Origin of the sequence: Neomegalonema perideroedes DSM 15528, assembly GCF_000374145.1 — a bacterium.
GTDB classification, from domain to species: domain Bacteria; phylum Pseudomonadota; class Alphaproteobacteria; order Rhodobacterales; family Rhodobacteraceae; genus Neomegalonema; species Neomegalonema perideroedes.
In genome coordinates this window covers 918,283-933,333 of the sequence record NZ_KB893653.1, presented here as the reverse complement: position 1 = coordinate 933,333, position 15,051 = coordinate 918,283, and the positions used below count along the sequence as shown (strand labels likewise).

Below are 15,051 nucleotides of genomic sequence, written 5' to 3'. Positions count from 1 at the left end.
ATCGGGCCTCAGCGGGAGGAGTCGGAAACGGCGGAGGCCGGAGAAGTCGGGAGAGGCGCGGCGGCCGCAGGCGGAGGCGCGGCGTCGCCCTCGCCGCTCGGAAGCGGCGCAGGAGCGGCCTGAGCGGGAAGCGAAGGCGTCGCGGGCGGCGGGACGCCCGCAGCAGCCGCCCCCTCGGCGGCGGAGCCGGCGGCCGGCGGCTTTTTCGCCGGCGCGTTCATCGCGTCGGTCACGCCGCGCATGGCCGCCTCGAAGGGATTGCGGATGGACTTCAGATCGCGAAAGCTCTTTTGAGCGTCGCGCAGATCCTCGCTGTCCATCTCGCGGGCGGCCTCCTCCATGGAGCGCTGGAACTGCGCGGCCAGAGCCCGCAATTGCGCCACCCATCGCCCGAAGGCGCGCATCATATGCGGCAGATCCTTCGGCCCCACCACCACCAAGGCGACGATGGCGCAGAGAAGCATCTCGCTCCAGCCGATTTCGAACATCCCGGGCTCCTCTCAGGCCGCGACCGCGCGGAGGCCGCGCGAGGGCGGCCGCGCCTTCGGCGTCAGGCGCGATCCTTGGAACGCTCGCCCTCGATGATGGTGGCGTTCGCGCCGGAGGCCGACGCGTCGACGGGGTCGATCTTGCGGGCGGCGACGTCGGCGCTCTCCTCGCCTTCGTTCAGGCCCTTTTTGAAGCCTTTGATGCCCTTGCCGAACTCCGACATGACATCCGAGATCTTGCCGCGCCCGAAAAGCACGACCACGAGAATGGCCACGATCAGCAGCTGCCAGACGCTGAAATTGGCCAGAAGGACGGCGTTCATATCTTGCTCCTTTGGAGGTTCGGCCCGGAGGCTCCCAGAACTCCCCCAGAAACTCCCTTGATGTCCTTATTTAGGGGTTTCGCCTCGTCAGGCAAAGAGGCGATTGCGCATCTCTCCGCGAGTCGGCGTCAGCCTCCCTCTGCGCCCAGGAGCGCGAAGAGGAGAAGCGCCGCCAGAGCCAGCCCCACGCCGAGCAGGATATGGCGGAGCGTCGCCCGCAGGAAGGCGCCCCAGGGAAAGGGCCCGCGCGCCGGACGCGCCTCCGGCGGGAGGCGCGTCTGCGCGATCCAGCGCCGGATTCCCCCGGCGAGGATCGCCAGGGCGGCCAGAACCGGAATCAATTTTCCCAAATCCGCGAGCTCCATGGCCCGATCCTCGCCCGAAGCCGCGCCGCGGATCAAGGGCGCGCTCCTCTCCGGAGGCGAGATTGCCGCCTTATGCGCTTCGGTCCTATAGCTCGAAGGCGCGCGGCGGAGGCCGCGCGCGCTCCTCCCCCGCTTCCGCCCCGGTCTCCGGGCCTCCGAGGCCGAACCATGCTGACGCCTTTTCATCGCGTGTCGGGTTTTTACGCCGTCCTCTTCATGGGCGTTTCGGCCCAGACGGCCTTTTGGCCGCTCTGGCTTCAGTCGCGGGGGCTGAGCGAAGCCGCCGTCGGCGCGCTGATCGCGGTGAGCTTCTTCGCGCGCCCGGTCTTCGCTCTGGGGACGCCCATGCTCGCCGACCGCTTCGACGCGCCGCGCCGCACGCTGAGCTTCGCGATCTTCTGTCTGGCCCTCGCGATTTTCGCGCAGGGGCTTTTGAGCGGCGGCGCCCTCATGACGGCTTACGTGATCGCGGCGGGCATGCTGGCGGGGATTTATCCGCTCTGCGAGTCTCTGGCTCATGCGGCGGCCCGGCGCGAGGGCTTCCCCTACGGCGCGGCGCGGAGCGTCGGCTCGGCGGCCTTCCTCCTCGCCAATCTGCTGTGCGGCTTCATGATGGAGGCTTGGGGGCCTTGGGCGCTCTATGTCTGGAGCCTCACGCTGTTAGGGCTGGCTTCGGCGGCGGCGATCACGGCTTTTCCCAAGCCGCCCCCCGCTCCGGAGAAGCCCAAGGGCTTCCTCAAAGAGGCCTTCGCGCTGCTGAGGCGCCCGCCCTTCCCGCTCTTCGCCTTAGGCGCGGCGCTGGTGCAGTCCAGCCACGCGCTTTATTACGCCTATGGCTCGATCCATTGGCGCTCCATCGGCTATAGCGAGGGCGTGATTGGAACGCTCTGGGCCTTGGGCGTGGCCGGAGAGATCCTGTTCTTCCTGCTGATCGACCGCTTTTCGCCGCGCAGCTCCCCGACGGCGCTTCTGGCTCTGGCGGGCGCGGCGGCGGCTTTGCGCTGGGGGCTCACGGCGTCGAATCCGCCCTTCGCCGTGCTCGCGCCTTTGCAGATGCTGCACGGCTTCAGCTTCGGCGCGGTCCATATCGCGGTGATGCGCTTCATCGCCGGACACGCCCCGGTGCGGATGGCCGGGACGCTGCAAGGCTTTTACGCGGCTTTCTTCATCGCCGCCTGCATGGGCGCCGCGAGCTTCGCCGCCGCCTGGCTTTATCCGCGCTTCGGAGCCGAAAGCTATCTGACGAGCATGGGGCTAGGCTTCGCGGGATTGGCCGTCGCGGGGCTGCTTTGGGCGCGCGAAGGCCGCGCAGGCGCTTAACGCTCAGGCTTCGTGAGGGTGCGCCGGACGGCGTCGCGCCATCCGGCGTATGCGCGGTCTCGGGTCGGGGCCTCCATGCGCGGCTCGAAGCGGCGCTCCAGAGCCCATTCCCGCGCGAAGGACTCCTGATCCGGCGCGACTCCCGCCTTATGGCCCGCCAGCCAAGCCGCCCCGAGCGCCGTGGTCTCCAGCACATGGGGGCGGTCGACGGGGGCGTCGAGAATATCGGAGAGAAACTGCATCGCCCAGTCGTTGGCCGCCATGCCGCCGTCCACCCGCAGGACGGACTTGGTCTCAGATTCGGGGGCTTCGGGCCAATCGGCGCGCATGGCCTCCCAGAGGTCGCGCGTCTGATAGCCCACCGATTCCAAAGCCGCGCGGGCGAACTCGGCCGGGCCGGAATTGCGGGTCAGGCCGAAGACCGCGCCGCGCGCTTCGGCGTCCCACCAAGGCGCCCCGAGCCCCGTGAAGGCGGGCACGAGGTAAAGGCGTTGCTCCGGATCGGCGGCTTCGGCGAGGCTCTGGGTCTCGGAGGCGGAGCGGATGATCTTCAGCCCGTCGCGCAGCCATTGCGCCACGGCGCCCGCCACGAAGATCGAGCCCTCCAGCGCATAAGTCGTGCGGCCCTCCAGGCGCGAGGCGATGGCGGTCAGCAGCCGATTGCGCGAGATTACGGGAGTCTCGCCGGTGTTCAGCAGCGCGAAGCAGCCGGTGCCATAGGTGGATTTCATCATCCCCGGTTGAAAACAGGCTTGGCCTATGGCGGCGGCCTGCTGGTCTCCCGCCGCGCCGAGGATCGGAATCGCCGAGCCGAACAAGGCCGGATCCGCAGAGCCGTAATCATCGGCGCAATCCTTGACCTCGGGCAGCATCCCTATGGGAACCCCGAGCAGGCTACAGAGATCTTCGTCCCAGAGATTGCGGCGGATGTCGTAAAGCATGGTTCTTGAGGCGTTGGTCGCGTCGGTGGCGTGGGCCCGCCCGCCGGTCAGCTTCCAGATGATCCAGCTATCCACCGTGCCGAAGAGCAATTCGCCCTTTTCGGCCCGCGTGCGGGCGCCCTCGACGTGATCGAGAATCCAAGCCGCCTTGAGCGCCGAGAAATAGGGATCGAGCACAAGCCCCGTCCGGGCGGAGATCATGTCTTCGGCGCCTTCGGCCCGCAGAGCGGCGCAACGCTCGGCCACGCGGCGATCCTGCCAGACGAGCGCCCGATGGATGGGCTTTCCCGTGGCGCGCTCCCAGATCACGACCGTCTCGCGCTGATTGGTCACGCCGAGGGCGGCGGGAGCGGGAGAATCCTTCAGAGCGTCGCGGATCGCCTGAAGCGTGGTGGTCCAGATTTCTTCGGCGTCATGCTCCACCCAGCCGGAGCGCGGGAAATGCTGCGCGAATTCATATTGGCCCGTTTTGACGGGACGCAGCTTCTCGTCGAAGAGAATCGCGCGGCTCGACGTGGTGCCCTGATCCACCGCCAGAACGGCCATGGCTTCCTCCCCTGAGTTTATGCTTGGGGAAAGCATAGCCGAGGCCGCCCCTCCGCCAAGAGGCTTTCGGGGCGGAGGCCGAGGAACGCGGCTCAGCCTCCGTCCAGACGCCGCCTCAGGCTGAGGAGGTCGCGCCAAGCCAAAGCCTTCATCGCCGGAGCCCGCAGCAGAAAGGCCGGATGGAACAAAGGCAAAGCCGGAATCTCGCGGCCCTCGACCCGCACGAGGCTCCATGTCCCGCGCAGACGCATGATTCCCGTCTCGGTGCGGAGCAAAGCCTTGGTCGGGGTGCCCCCCGCTAAAAGCAGGATCTCCGGCTTGGCCAGCGCGATCTGACGCTCAAGCGCCGGACGAAAGACCTCGACTTCCGCCAGACTCGGCGTGCGGTTCCCCGGAGGCCGGAAAGGCAGGATGTTGCCGAGATAAAAGGCCTCCTTGGGGTCGCTTTTGCTCCGGTCCAGCCCGATGGCGGCCAGCATCTTGTCCAGCAATTGCCCTGAGCGCCCGACGAAAGGCTTGCCGAGGCGGTCTTCATCGGCGCCGGGGGCCTCGCCGACCACCATCAGCCGCGCGCCGCGCAGGCCGTCCTCGAAGACCGAGCGGCGGGCGTTGGCGCGCAGGGGATGCTGAAAATCTTCGAGCAAAGCCTTGAGCGCGTCGAGATCCGGGGCCGCGCGGGCCGCCGCGGCCAAGGAGGCCGCCGCGACCGCCTGAGGATCCGGCTGAACGGGCGCGGCCGGAGCGGGCGCCGGGGCGGGCCTCGCCATGGGGCGGGCCGGAGGCTGCGCCGCCGGAGGAGGAGCGCCGGTCTTCAGGCGCGGCGGAGCCCGCAGAGCCTCGGCGTAGCGGTCCTGCGGCGCCTCGGCCAGAATCTCGTCCGCGCCCAGCTCAACCATCCATGCGAGGGCGGCCTTCAGAGCTTCGCGGGAGAGGGGGCGGGCTTGGGTCATGGCGCAAGGATAATCCCCCCGCCCTCTCCCGTCGAGAACCGAGACGAAACGCCCTCCCCGAAAGGCGAGGGGCCGCTTGCGCCGCCTCGCGCCCGAGTCTACAAGAGCGCCGCCGCCGCAAGGCGGCCCGCTCACTGAAATCCGTGCAAAAGATCGTCTGAAGATCGAGAGGCCCTTATGTCCCGGCTCGTGCTGAAGTTCGGCGGCACCTCCGTCGCCACCCCCGACCGCATCCGTCAGGCCGCGCTCCATGTGAAACGCGAAGTGGACGCCGGACATCAGGTGGCGGTGGTGGTCTCGGCCATGGCGGGCGAGACGAATAAGCTGGTCGATTACGTGCGCGGGATCTCGCCGCTCTACGACGCCCGCGAATATGACGCCGTGGTCGCGGCGGGCGAGCAGGTCACCTCCGGCCTCATGGCTCTGACCCTTCAGGAGCTGGGCGTGCCCGCCCGCAGCTGGCAGGGCTGGCAGATCCCCATCCGCACCACCGGCGCCCATGGCGTGGCGCGCATCGAATCCATCGACTCGGCGAATCTCCTCAAGAAATTCGACGAGGGCCTGCACGCCGTGGTTTCGGGCTTTCAGGGAATCGGCCCCGACAACCGCATCTCGACCCTCGGGCGCGGCGGCTCCGACACCAGCGCCGTGGCCGTGGCCGCGGCCATCGGCGCCGAGCGCTGCGACATCTACACCGACGTGGACGGCGTCTACACCACCGATCCCCGCATCGAGCCCGCCGCCCGCAAGATCGAACGCATCTCCTTCGAGGAGATGCTGGAGATGGCTTCGCTCGGCGCCAAAGTGCTTCAAACGCGCTCGGTCGAACTGGCCATGCGCAACAAGGTCCGGCTGCATGTGCGCTCGACCTTCGAACCCGCCGACGCGGCCACTCCGGGCACGCTCGTCTGCGCCGAGGAGGAAGTCATGGAGAATAAACCGGTCACCGGCGTCGCCTTCTCGCGCGACGAAGCCAAGCTCACGCTGCACGGCATCCCTGACAAGCCGGGGGTCGCCGCCGCGATCTTCGCCGCCATCGCCGACGCGGGCGTCAACGTCGACATGATCGTTCAGGACGTTTCGGCCCAGGGCCGCACGGACATGACCTTCACCGTCGGCCTCGTCGAGGTGGACCGCGCTCTGGCCGCCTTGCAGAAGGCCCGCCCCCTGATCGATTATCAGGAGATCCTCACCGACCGCGAGGTGGCCAAGGTCTCCATCGTGGGCGTGGGCATGCGCAGCCACGCCGGAGTCGCCAAGACCATGTTCGCCGCTCTGGCGAAAGAGGGCGTCAACATTCAGGTGGTCACCACCTCGGAGATCAAGATCTCCGTGCTGATCGACCGCAAATATCTGGAGCTGGCCGTGCGGACGCTCCACAAGGCCTTCAACCTCGAATCCGCCTGAGGGCGCTCACGAAAGGACAGGCGCATGACGGGCCCGGACCCAGCCCGCGAACCGGAGAGCCGCGGCTCCCCCAAGACGGCGGGCGAGGCGGCGGATACGGCCGGGAGCGGGGCGGCGGGCGGCGAGTCCCTCCGCCGCGAGGGGGCGGCCTTCCTGTTTCTGCGCCAGTTGCGCGAGGCTCTGACCTCCGGCGCTCCGGCGCAGGAGCGTCTGGACGCCTTCGTCGCGCGGATCGCCGGGCATTTCGTGGCCGAGGTCTGTTCTTTCTACGCCCTGCGCGGCTCGGAGATTCTGGAGCTTTACGCCTCGCAGGGGCTGAACGCCGATTCGGTGCGTCGGGCGCAATTGCGCGTCGGCGAGGGGCTGGTGGGGCTGATCGCCCGCGACCGGGTGATCGTCAACGCCCCCGAAGCCCGCGAGCATCCCGCCTTCCGCTATCTGCCCGAAACCCGCGAGGAGGAATTCAGCTCCTTTCTCGGCGTGCCGGTCAAAAGCGGCACGCGCCTCAGGGGCGTTCTGGTGGTGCAGAACCGCGTGGCGCGGCGCTACACCGAGGATGAGATCGCCGCTCTGGAGACCTTCGCCGCCGTTCTGGCCGAAACCGCCGGACCGGCGGGGCTTCTGCCGCGCGGCGGCCAGAGGGCGCCGGCCCATCTGCATGGAACCGCCGCCGCCGAGGGCGTGGCCATCGGGGTCGCCGCTCTGCGCGAGCCGCCTTACAGCCTGCCCAATCCGGTGGCTCAGGACGCCGAAGCCGAGCAATCCCGTCTGCGCGAGGCCATGGAGTCGCTGCGCGGCGATCTCGACCGCCTGCTGGAGAGCGAGGCCGCCCAATCCCACGACGCCCCCCGCGACGTGCTGGAGGCCTTCCGGCTTTTCGCGCAGGATAAAAGCTGGATGCGCCGCATCGAGCAGGGCGTCTCCTCCGGCCTCACCGCCGAGGCCGCCGTGGATCAGGCCCGCGCCGACACCCGGGCCAAGCTGGCGCGGGTCTCGGATCCCTATATCCGGGCGCGCTTCGACGATCTCGACGATCTGGCGGAGCGCCTCATCCGCAAGCTGCTGGGCGTGCGCGAGATCGACCCCGAGGATCTGCCGGAGAACGCCATCCTCATCGCCCGGGCGCTCGGGCCGGGGGAATTGCTCGATTACGGCCGCGAGCGGCTGAAAGGCGTGGTGCTGGAGGAGGGTTCTTCCGGCGCCCATGCGGCCATCGTGGCGAAATCCCTCGGGATTCCGATGGTCGTGCAGGCGCGGGGCGCTCTGGAGAGCGTCGAACAGGGCGATCCGATCATCATCAGCGGCGATCAGGGACAAGTCCATCTGCGGCCGCATCCCGACGTGCTCGCCGCCTTCCGCGACAAGATCGCCCTCAAGGAGCAGGAGCGCGCCGCCTTCGCGCCTTGGCGGCGGCTGCCCGCCGTCAGCCTCGACGGGCGGCGGATCCGGCTCTTCATGAACGCGGGCATCCTCGCGGATCTGCCGAGCCTGCGCGATTCCGGCGCCGAGGGCGTCGGGCTTCTGCGCACCGAGCTGCAATTCTTCATCCGCGCCCGTCTGCCCCGCCGCTCCGATCAGGAGGCCTTTTACCGCGCCATTCTGAAATCCTCGGCGGGCAAGCGCGTCGTCTTCCGCACGCTGGACGTGGGCTCGGACAAGGTCCTGCCCTATCTGAACCTCCAGACCCGCCGCGAGGAGAATCCGGCGCTGGGCTGGCGGGCGCTGCGGGTGGGGCTGGACCGCCCCGCCCTGCTGAAGATGCAGCTTCAGTCTCTGGTGCGCGCCGCCGAGGGCGGGCCGCTCACGGTGATGTTCCCCATGGTCGCCGAGCGCGAGGAGTTTCAGCGCGCCAAGGCCCTTCTGATGCGCGAGATCGAACGGCTGGCCGAAAGCGGGACGCCTCGTCCCTCGAAGCTGGAGGTCGGCGCCATGCTGGAGACGCCTTCCCTCGCCTACGCCCATGACGATTTCCTCCGCGAGGCGGATTTCCTCTCCATCGGCGGCAATGATCTGGCGCAGTTCTTCTTCGCCGCCGACCGGGGCAACGACCGCGTGGCCTGGCGCTACGGCGCGCTCAAACCGAGCTTCCTGCGCTTCATCCGCGAGATCTGCGGCAGATGCTCCGCTTTCGACCTGCCTTTGTCCTTTTGCGGCGAGGCCGCCGCCAAGCCGGTCGCCGCCGTGGCGCTTGCGGCGCTGGGCGTGGAGACCTTATCCATGCGCCCCGCCTCCATCGCGCCGATCAAGCGGGCCATCCGCAGCGTGAATCTCGGCGAGGCGCGGGAGGTCATCGACGCCGCCCTCGCCCGCGACGCCTATCCAGAACCCGAATTGGCCGCGCTGCTGGCGCGTCGCTGATTCCCGATTCCTGAGGAAGACACCCCATGGCCGACCGCCTTCAGACCCTGCGCAGCCTGATCGAAGCCGCTTGGGAGCGCCGCGCGGAGATTCAAATCTCGGCGCCGGAGGCCGAGCTCCGCGCCGCCGTCGAGGAGACCCTCGAAGCCCTCGACGCGGGAAGCCTCCGCGCCGCCGAACAGGACGCGGCGGGAAAATGGAACGCCAACGAATGGGTGAAGAAGGCGGTTCTGCTCTCCTTCCGCCTCAACGACATGGAGCTGATCCCCGGCGGCCCCGGCGGCGCGGTCTGGTGGGATAAGGTGCCCTCGAAATTCGCCGGATGGAGCGAGAACCGCTTCCGCGCGGCGGGCTTCCGCGCGGTTCCGGGCGCGGTGGTGCGGCGCTCGGCCTATATCGCGCCGGGGGCGGTGCTCATGCCGAGCTTCGTGAACGTCGGCGCGCGGGTCGGCGAAAACACCATGGTCGACACTTGGGCCACGGTGGGCTCCTGCGCGCAGATCGGCGCCAACGTGCATCTCTCGGGCGGCGTCGGAATCGGCGGCGTGCTGGAGCCGCTTCAGGCCGCGCCCGTGGTGATCGAGGACGATTGCTTCATCGGCGCCCGCTCCGAGGTGGTCGAGGGCGTGGTGGTGCGCAAGGGCTCGGTGTTGTCGATGGGCGTCTTCATCAGCGCCTCGACGAAGATCGTCGACCGGGCGACGGGCGAAATCTTCATCGGCGAGGTTCCGGCTTATTCGGTGGTGGTGCCCGGCGCTCTGCCCGGCAAGCCCCTGCCGGACGGCTCGCCCGGCCCGAGCCTCTCCTGCGCGGTGATCGTCAAGCGCGTGGACGCCCAGACCCGCGCCAAAACCGCCGTGAACGACCTGCTGCGCGACTGATCCCGCGCCCGTCCTCCGCATGAATAGAGGCGCGTCGTCGTGGGACGGCGCGCCTCCTTGGTCTCTGAAAAGGCTCTTGTGGAGAAATGACCTGTGAATACGATCCCCATTCAGGCACATATCTTCAGGACATGCAATCCTGACGTTTAGGGAAGGGGTCTCTGCAAGCGCCGGAGCGCGAAAACCGCTTTCGCGTTCAACCGGCTCAAAAGCTTGAAGAGCTTCGGCCTTCGCGGCTAAATGCGCGGCGGCGGCGCCCTTTTTGCGTCGCTGAGAGCGCCTTCCGATCCCATGGGATCGTTCAAACGCTCTGACTTCTTTTGTGGTCGCGTTTTCACGACGCGAAGCCGTTCGGCTGCGCTGGAAAATGCTCTAGCCCCGCCCTCCGACGAAAGGACGACCCCATGACCGCCCGTCTCCGCCTTCCGGTCCTCTTCGCCGCCGCGCTCGGCGTCGCGGCTCCGGCTTTCCTCTCTGCGCCCGCCGCCGCCCAGCGCTTCCCCGACGGCGCCGAGCGCGACAAGATCGAGGGCCGTCTGCGCGAGCTGGCCTTCGTCTCCTGGCGCGACATCGTGCTCAAGGCCGACGGCTCCGAATGGACCGTGGACGACGCCTATATGGACGACGGCACGAAATACGACCTGCGTCTGGAGCCGCGCCATCTCAGCCTGATCGAGCAGCGCCCGGATTTCTGACGCAAGCCGCCGAAGAGATTCCGGGGGGCCGGAGCGCGCTCCGGCCCCTTCCGGAGTTTCTCTGACCGGGAAGGCCGCGGGATTAGCGAAATCCTCATGATCGCCCTCCAGCCTCCTCCTGTCCTCGGGCCGGCTTAGGTCTGATCGTCAGGCGGGAGGGATCATGCTCATTCTGCGCGCCGCCTTGCTCTCGGGAGGCTGGATGCTGCTCTCCGGCGCCGCCGAGACGGAGAGCGCGGGCGCCTCGATTCTGGAGAAGCTGTATGTGGCGGGCTTCATGCTCCTCTGCGCGGCGCTGTTCGGCGGCGGCGGAGACGGCGGCGATTGGGGGGACGGAGACGATTAAGCCGTCTTCCGCCGCCCGGCCGCCAAGCCTAAAACGCGTCCAACAGCCGATGCCAGAGCATCCCGAGCGCCAAAGCCGGATTCGCGAATCGCGATCCGCCCGGCAGACGCCACAGCGGCAGCTTCTCAAAGAGATCCAGCCGCTCGCCTGATCCGGCGATGGCCTGAGCCACGATCTCGGCGCCGATATGGCTGACGTTCAGCCCATGGCCCGAATAGCCCTGCAGATAATAGACCTCGCCCTCGACCCGCCCGAATTGCGGCGCGCGGGTGAAGGTGACTCCGATGGCCCCGCCCCAAGCATAGTCGATCTTCAGCGCCGCCAATTGGGGATAGGTCGCGATCATGCGCGGACGGATCTTCTCCGCCACGTTCTTCAGCGGCATGTTGGCGTAATCGCAGCGCCCGCCGTAGAGCATCCGCCCATCCGCCGAGGGCCGCCAGTAATCGAGGATGGTCAGGGTGTCATGGGCCGAGAGCCCTTGGGGGGCGGTCCAGGCGAGCACCTCGGGATCCAGCGGCTCGGTGGCGATGATGTAGCTGCCCGCCGGAATGATCGCGCCGTCCAGCTTGCGCGGCAGCAGATGATGCAGGGCGTCGCCCGCCAGAACCACGGCGCCCGCCGTCACGCGGCCTTCAGCCGTGACCACGACGGGCTTGCGTCCGGCTTTGGCGTCGCCGGGGAGGATGTCCAGCGCCTCGGAGCCTTCATAGATCTTCACGCCGAGGGATTCCGCCGCCGCCGCCTCGCCGAGTGCCAGCTTCAGCGGATTCAGATAGCCGTTGCGCATGTCCACGACGCCGCCATGGAAGCGCTCGGAGCCGATTTCGGCGGGCATGTCCTTTTTCGCCACGAAGCGCAGGCCGGAGGATTCGGCGTCGCGCTCCATGCTCCGCGCATGGGCGGGCTTGGCGGCGCATTCGATATGGCCGTCGCGCCAATCGCAGTCGATGGCGTATTTGGCGCGGCGGGCGGCGATGATCTCCTGACCGCGATAGCGCAGGGCGTCGAGGGTCTCTTGGCCGAGGATCTTCGCCATGCCCGGCTCTTTGAGGAAGCCGCCCTGCACCTGTCCGCCGTTGCGCCCCGAGGCGCCCCAGCCGACGCGCTGCGCCTCCAGCAGGATCACGCTGCGGCCGCGTTCGGCCATTTCAATCGCGACGTTCAGGCCCGAGAAGCCCGCGCCGATCACGCAGACGTCGGCCGCGGCCTCGCCGGAGAAGACGGGGCGCTCCGGAACCGGCGCGACCGTGGCGGCGTAAAAGGACGGGGCGTGCGGCTCGGACATAGGGCCTCCTTCGAATTCCTCAGCCCGTCCGGACTGCTCAGGACGGGTCTTCTTCACATAAACGAGGAGACGCGACGATCAAATCACGCGCAGATACCATCCGAGATCCCGGTCTGAGACCTCGGCGTGGAATAATTGCTCCTCGATGCGCTTGGCCCGCAGATAGAGGTTGATGAAGTCCTCGCCGAGATAATCGGGGATGATCTGCGCGTCGTCGAGGGCGTTGAGCGCCTCGCGCCAGCGCAGCGGCATGGGCGGCGGAGCCCCGCCCCGGCGTCCCGTCGCGATGGCCGGGCCGGGGTCGAGGCGCTGCGACAAGCCATGATGCGCCCCCGCCAGAACCGCCGCCAGAGCCAGATAGGGGCAGGCGTCGGCGCCGGAGACGCGATGCTCGAAGCGGGCGTCGGAATCTCCGGACAAAGGCACGCGCACCGCCACCGAACGATGATTCACGCCCCAGTTCGGCCCCCAAGGCGCGAAGGCGCCCGGCTGAAGGCGGCGGTAGCTGTTGGCGTTGGGCGCGAAGAAGGCCATGGCCTCGGACATGGTCTCCAGCATGCCGCCGATGGCGTGTTTGAGCGCCACCTCGCCCTCGATGCCCGAGAAGATGTTGCGGCCTTTGCGGTCGAGCACGCTCATATGGATGTGCATGCCCGAGCCGGTGCCCTCCGAGAAGGGCTTGGCCATATAGCTGGCCACGAGCCCGCGCTTGCGCGCCAGAGCCTTCACCGCCCGCTTCAGATACATGGCGTCGTCGCAGGCCTTCACCGGATCGTCGACATGCTGGAGATTGGCCTCGAACTGGCCGTCGCCATATTCGCAGAGGATGGTGGTGATGGGGATGTTCTGGATCTCGCAGACGTCCTCCAGCTCGTCGAGGAAGTCGGCGGCGTCGTAAAGCACGTCCATATTATAGCATTGCGCGCCCTCGAAGGGCACGCCGCCGCGCGGCGGAGTCAGAGGGCGCGGCGGGTCTTGGCTGGCGTCCACGAGGTAGAATTCATATTCCAGCGCCACGACGGGCTTCAGCTCCATCAGCCGGAAGGGCTCCAGCGCCTGATGCAGCACCCGCGCCGGATCTCCGAGCCAGGGCTTGCCGTCGGGACCATGGGCGCGCACGATCACCTGAGCCGTCGGACGCTTCTCCCAAGGGATGATGCGCAGACTGCCCGGCACCGGAAAGAAGACGCCGTCCGGATCGCCCCCGAGCGGATCCTCCAGCACCTCGCGCGGAGTCTCGCCATGGGCGTTGAGCAGCAGGGCCGAGAGCGGGAAATTCGCGCCCGATTCGCCCATCTTCGCGAGCGATTTGAAGGGATATTGCTTGCCCCGCCAAACGCCGCCGATGTCGGAGAACAGCACCTCCACCACGTCGACCCCGGGATTCGCCGCAGCGAAGGCCTCCACCTCATCGGCGAAGCTCATGTCTTTCTCCTTTTCGATGTCTTCCGGGAGCCGGGCTTCAGCGCAGCCGCATCCAGATGGTCTTGAGTTCGGCGTATTTTTCAAAGGCGTGCAGGGATTTGTCCCGGCCCCAGCCCGATTGTTTGTAGCCGCCGAAGGGCGTGGTCATGTCGTCTTCGTCATAGGCGTTGACCGAGACGACCCCCGCCCTCAGCCCCGCCGCGAAGCGATGCGCCGTCGTCAGATCGTCCGACCAGACCGCCGCCCCCAGCCCATAGCTGGAATCATTGGCGAGGCGAAGCGCCTCTTCCGGATCCTTCGCCGCAAGGACGGTCAGCACGGGGCCGAAGATCTCCTCGCGGGCGATCTTCATCTCGGGCCGGGCCTGATCGAAGACCGTCGGCTCGACGTAGCATTCGCCGGAGAGCCCGGCGGGGCGTCCGCCGCCGAGCGCCAGACGCGCGCCCTCCGCCTCGCCGGAGGCGATGTAGTCGAGAACGCGGCGCGTATGGGCGGCGTCCACCAGAGTTCCGAGATTGGTCTCCGGATCCAGCGGATCGCCCGGCTTATAGGCGCGGGCCTTCTCCAGAACCTTCTCCATCAGCTCCTCGCGGATGGAGTCCTCGGCGATCAGCCGCGAAGAGGCCGTGCACATTTCGCCCTGATTGAAGAAGATCCCGTCCACGACGCTTTGCGCCGCCGCGTCGAGATGGCGGCTGCTCGCCAGAACCACGAAAGGCGATTTGCCGCCTAATTCGAGTCCGATCTTCTTGAGGTTCGAATCCGCCGAATAGCGCGCGAACATGCGCCCGACCTCGGTGGAGCCGGTGAAGAAGGCGCCGTCCACATCCATATGCAGCCCGAGCGCCTTGCCCGCCTCATGGCCGAAGCCCGGCAGCACGTTGAAGACGCCTTCGGGAATCCCCGCCTCCAGAGCCAGCCCGCCCAGACGGATCGCCGTCAGGGAGGATTGTTCGGCGGGCTTGAGGATCACGCTGTTGCCCAGCGCCAGAGCGGGGCCGATCTTCCAAGCGGCCATGATCATGGGGAAATTCCACGGCGTCACCGCCGCGACCACCCCCAGAGGCTCGCGCCGGATCAGAGCCAGCACATTGGGCTCGGTGGGCGCGATTTCGTCGTAAAGCTTGTCTATAGCCTCGGCGGACCATTGGATCGCGTCGGCGGCCGCCCGCACGTCCACCGCCAGACTCATGGCGATGGGCTTGCCCATGTCGAGCGTCTCCAGCAGCGCCAGCTCCTCGCGATGGGCGCGGATCAGCTCGGCGAAGCGGATGAGGGTCCGCTTGCGGGCGCGGGGCGGGCGCTTCGCCCAGACCCCCGATTCAAAGGCGGCGCGGGCGGATTTCACGGCCCGGTCGGCGTCCTCGGCGTCGCCTGCGGCGACTTGCGTCAGAACTCTTCCGTCGATGGGGCTCAGGGCGGCGAAGCTGCGTCCGGAAGCCGCCTCCACGAAGCGGCCGCCGATCAAAGCCTGTCCCTGAGGCCGCAAAGCCTCGGCTCGCGCCGCCCATGCGGCGCGGTCGTCTTTCTGCGTTTTGGTCATGATCTTCTCCAAGAGCAAGCCTAGCGGGAGTTTTCGCAGGCTGTCAATCCGGGCGCCTGTCGCCTGCGGAGGTTCTCAAACAGGTTCTTCCGGGCGCCCTCCCCTCCCCGGCCGCCTCCCCGCCCCCTCCCCCCGGCGAGGCTTGACGCGGCTGCGCGCTCATGTTCACATTTTC

At 68.0% G+C, this 15,051-nt stretch carries 14 protein-coding genes; 6 read left to right on the top strand and 8 right to left on the bottom strand.

Annotation, left to right across the window (positions count from 1 at the left end):
- Nucleotides 1-8 precede the first annotated feature (8 nt).
- The 3 genes from tatB to B161_RS19525 form a co-directional block, all read right to left on the bottom strand.
- On the bottom strand, nucleotides 9-488 hold the full coding sequence (tatB, locus tag B161_RS18595; RefSeq protein WP_018632175.1) for a Sec-independent protein translocase protein TatB: 480 nt from the start codon (nucleotides 486-488) through the stop codon (nucleotides 9-11).
- 62 nt (nucleotides 489-550) lie between these two features.
- Entirely contained in the window at nucleotides 551-811 is a 261-nt protein-coding gene (gene tatA, locus B161_RS16710) for a twin-arginine translocase TatA/TatE family subunit (RefSeq protein ID WP_018632174.1), read from the bottom strand.
- A 128-nt stretch (nucleotides 812-939) separates the two neighbouring features.
- Nucleotides 940-1,212, bottom strand: coding sequence for a hypothetical protein (locus tag B161_RS19525; protein ID WP_018632173.1), 273 nt, complete (start codon nucleotides 1,210-1,212; stop codon nucleotides 940-942).
- Between the two features lie 132 nt (nucleotides 1,213-1,344).
- Here B161_RS19525 and B161_RS0104475 point away from each other — a divergent pair, with 132 nt between their 5' ends.
- Nucleotides 1,345-2,496 (top strand): MFS transporter, encoded by a 1,152-nt coding sequence (locus B161_RS0104475; protein WP_018632172.1) that lies wholly within the window; start codon nucleotides 1,345-1,347, stop codon nucleotides 2,494-2,496.
- Here B161_RS0104475 and glpK read toward each other — a convergent pair.
- Both glpK and B161_RS0104465 read right to left on the bottom strand, forming a co-directional pair.
- Nucleotides 2,493-3,983 carry a glycerol kinase GlpK gene (gene glpK / locus B161_RS0104470; protein ID WP_018632171.1) on the bottom strand — a complete coding sequence of 497 codons (1,491 nt, stop codon included), beginning with the start codon at nucleotides 3,981-3,983 and terminating at the stop codon, nucleotides 2,493-2,495. The two genes, B161_RS0104475 and glpK, sit on opposite strands and share 4 nt — an antisense overlap.
- 92 nt (nucleotides 3,984-4,075) lie before the next feature.
- On the bottom strand, nucleotides 4,076-4,933 hold the full coding sequence (locus tag B161_RS0104465; protein WP_018632170.1) for a uracil-DNA glycosylase: 858 nt from the start codon (nucleotides 4,931-4,933) through the stop codon (nucleotides 4,076-4,078).
- A gap of 177 nt (nucleotides 4,934-5,110) precedes the next feature.
- Here B161_RS0104465 and B161_RS0104460 point away from each other — a divergent pair, with 177 nt between their 5' ends.
- From B161_RS0104460 to B161_RS0104440, 5 genes are all read left to right on the top strand, one after another.
- Entirely contained in the window at nucleotides 5,111-6,340 is a 1,230-nt protein-coding gene (locus B161_RS0104460) for an aspartate kinase (RefSeq protein ID WP_018632169.1), read from the top strand.
- 24 nt (nucleotides 6,341-6,364) lie between these two features.
- Nucleotides 6,365-8,698, top strand: coding sequence for a phosphoenolpyruvate--protein phosphotransferase (gene ptsP / locus B161_RS0104455; RefSeq protein ID WP_018632168.1), 2,334 nt, complete (start codon nucleotides 6,365-6,367; stop codon nucleotides 8,696-8,698).
- Nucleotides 8,699-8,724: 26 nt separating this feature from the next.
- On the top strand, nucleotides 8,725-9,579 hold the full coding sequence (gene dapD, locus B161_RS0104450; protein WP_018632167.1) for a 2,3,4,5-tetrahydropyridine-2,6-dicarboxylate N-succinyltransferase: 855 nt from the start codon (nucleotides 8,725-8,727) through the stop codon (nucleotides 9,577-9,579).
- A 404-nt stretch (nucleotides 9,580-9,983) separates the two neighbouring features.
- Nucleotides 9,984-10,274: a PepSY domain-containing protein gene (locus B161_RS16700; RefSeq protein WP_018632166.1), complete on the top strand. Its 291-nt coding sequence runs from the start codon at nucleotides 9,984-9,986 to the stop codon at nucleotides 10,272-10,274.
- Nucleotides 10,275-10,437: 163 nt separating this feature from the next.
- Nucleotides 10,438-10,620 carry a hypothetical protein gene (locus B161_RS0104440; RefSeq protein WP_018632165.1) on the top strand — a complete coding sequence of 61 codons (183 nt, stop codon included), beginning with the start codon at nucleotides 10,438-10,440 and terminating at the stop codon, nucleotides 10,618-10,620.
- 28 nt (nucleotides 10,621-10,648) lie between these two features.
- Here B161_RS0104440 and B161_RS0104435 read toward each other — a convergent pair whose 3' ends face one another.
- From B161_RS0104435 to B161_RS0104425, 3 genes are all read right to left on the bottom strand, one after another.
- Nucleotides 10,649-11,908, bottom strand: coding sequence for an NAD(P)/FAD-dependent oxidoreductase (locus B161_RS0104435; RefSeq protein WP_018632164.1), 1,260 nt, complete (start codon nucleotides 11,906-11,908; stop codon nucleotides 10,649-10,651).
- A gap of 78 nt (nucleotides 11,909-11,986) precedes the next feature.
- Nucleotides 11,987-13,333, bottom strand: a complete 1,347-nt coding sequence (locus tag B161_RS0104430) for a glutamine synthetase family protein (RefSeq protein WP_018632163.1) — start codon at nucleotides 13,331-13,333, stop codon at nucleotides 11,987-11,989.
- A 37-nt stretch (nucleotides 13,334-13,370) separates the two neighbouring features.
- Entirely contained in the window at nucleotides 13,371-14,876 is a 1,506-nt protein-coding gene (locus B161_RS0104425) for an aldehyde dehydrogenase (RefSeq protein ID WP_026310189.1), read from the bottom strand.
- Nucleotides 14,877-15,051 lie beyond the last annotated feature (175 nt).

Bases quoted from the DNA above. Each gene is read 5' to 3' on its own strand.
- B161_RS0104440 (WP_018632165.1), top strand. From the start codon at position 10,438: ATGCTCATTCTGCGCGCCGCCTTGCTCTCGGGAGGCTGGATGCTGCTC.
- glpK (WP_018632171.1), bottom strand. From the start codon at position 3,983: ATGGCCGTTCTGGCGGTGGATCAGGGCACCACGTCGAGCCGCGCGATT.
- tatA (WP_018632174.1), bottom strand. From the start codon at position 811: ATGAACGCCGTCCTTCTGGCCAATTTCAGCGTCTGGCAGCTGCTGATC.
- tatB (WP_018632175.1), bottom strand. From the start codon at position 488: ATGTTCGAAATCGGCTGGAGCGAGATGCTTCTCTGCGCCATCGTCGCC.
- B161_RS0104430 (WP_018632163.1), bottom strand. From the start codon at position 13,333: ATGAGCTTCGCCGATGAGGTGGAGGCCTTCGCTGCGGCGAATCCCGGG.
- B161_RS0104465 (WP_018632170.1), bottom strand. From the start codon at position 4,933: ATGACCCAAGCCCGCCCCCTCTCCCGCGAAGCTCTGAAGGCCGCCCTC.
- ptsP (WP_018632168.1), top strand. From the start codon at position 6,365: ATGACGGGCCCGGACCCAGCCCGCGAACCGGAGAGCCGCGGCTCCCCC.
- B161_RS16700 (WP_018632166.1), top strand. From the start codon at position 9,984: ATGACCGCCCGTCTCCGCCTTCCGGTCCTCTTCGCCGCCGCGCTCGGC.
- B161_RS0104475 (WP_018632172.1), top strand. From the start codon at position 1,345: ATGCTGACGCCTTTTCATCGCGTGTCGGGTTTTTACGCCGTCCTCTTC.
- B161_RS0104425 (WP_026310189.1), bottom strand. From the start codon at position 14,876: ATGACCAAAACGCAGAAAGACGACCGCGCCGCATGGGCGGCGCGAGCC.
- dapD (WP_018632167.1), top strand. From the start codon at position 8,725: ATGGCCGACCGCCTTCAGACCCTGCGCAGCCTGATCGAAGCCGCTTGG.
- B161_RS0104460 (WP_018632169.1), top strand. From the start codon at position 5,111: ATGTCCCGGCTCGTGCTGAAGTTCGGCGGCACCTCCGTCGCCACCCCC.
- B161_RS0104435 (WP_018632164.1), bottom strand. From the start codon at position 11,908: ATGTCCGAGCCGCACGCCCCGTCCTTTTACGCCGCCACGGTCGCGCCG.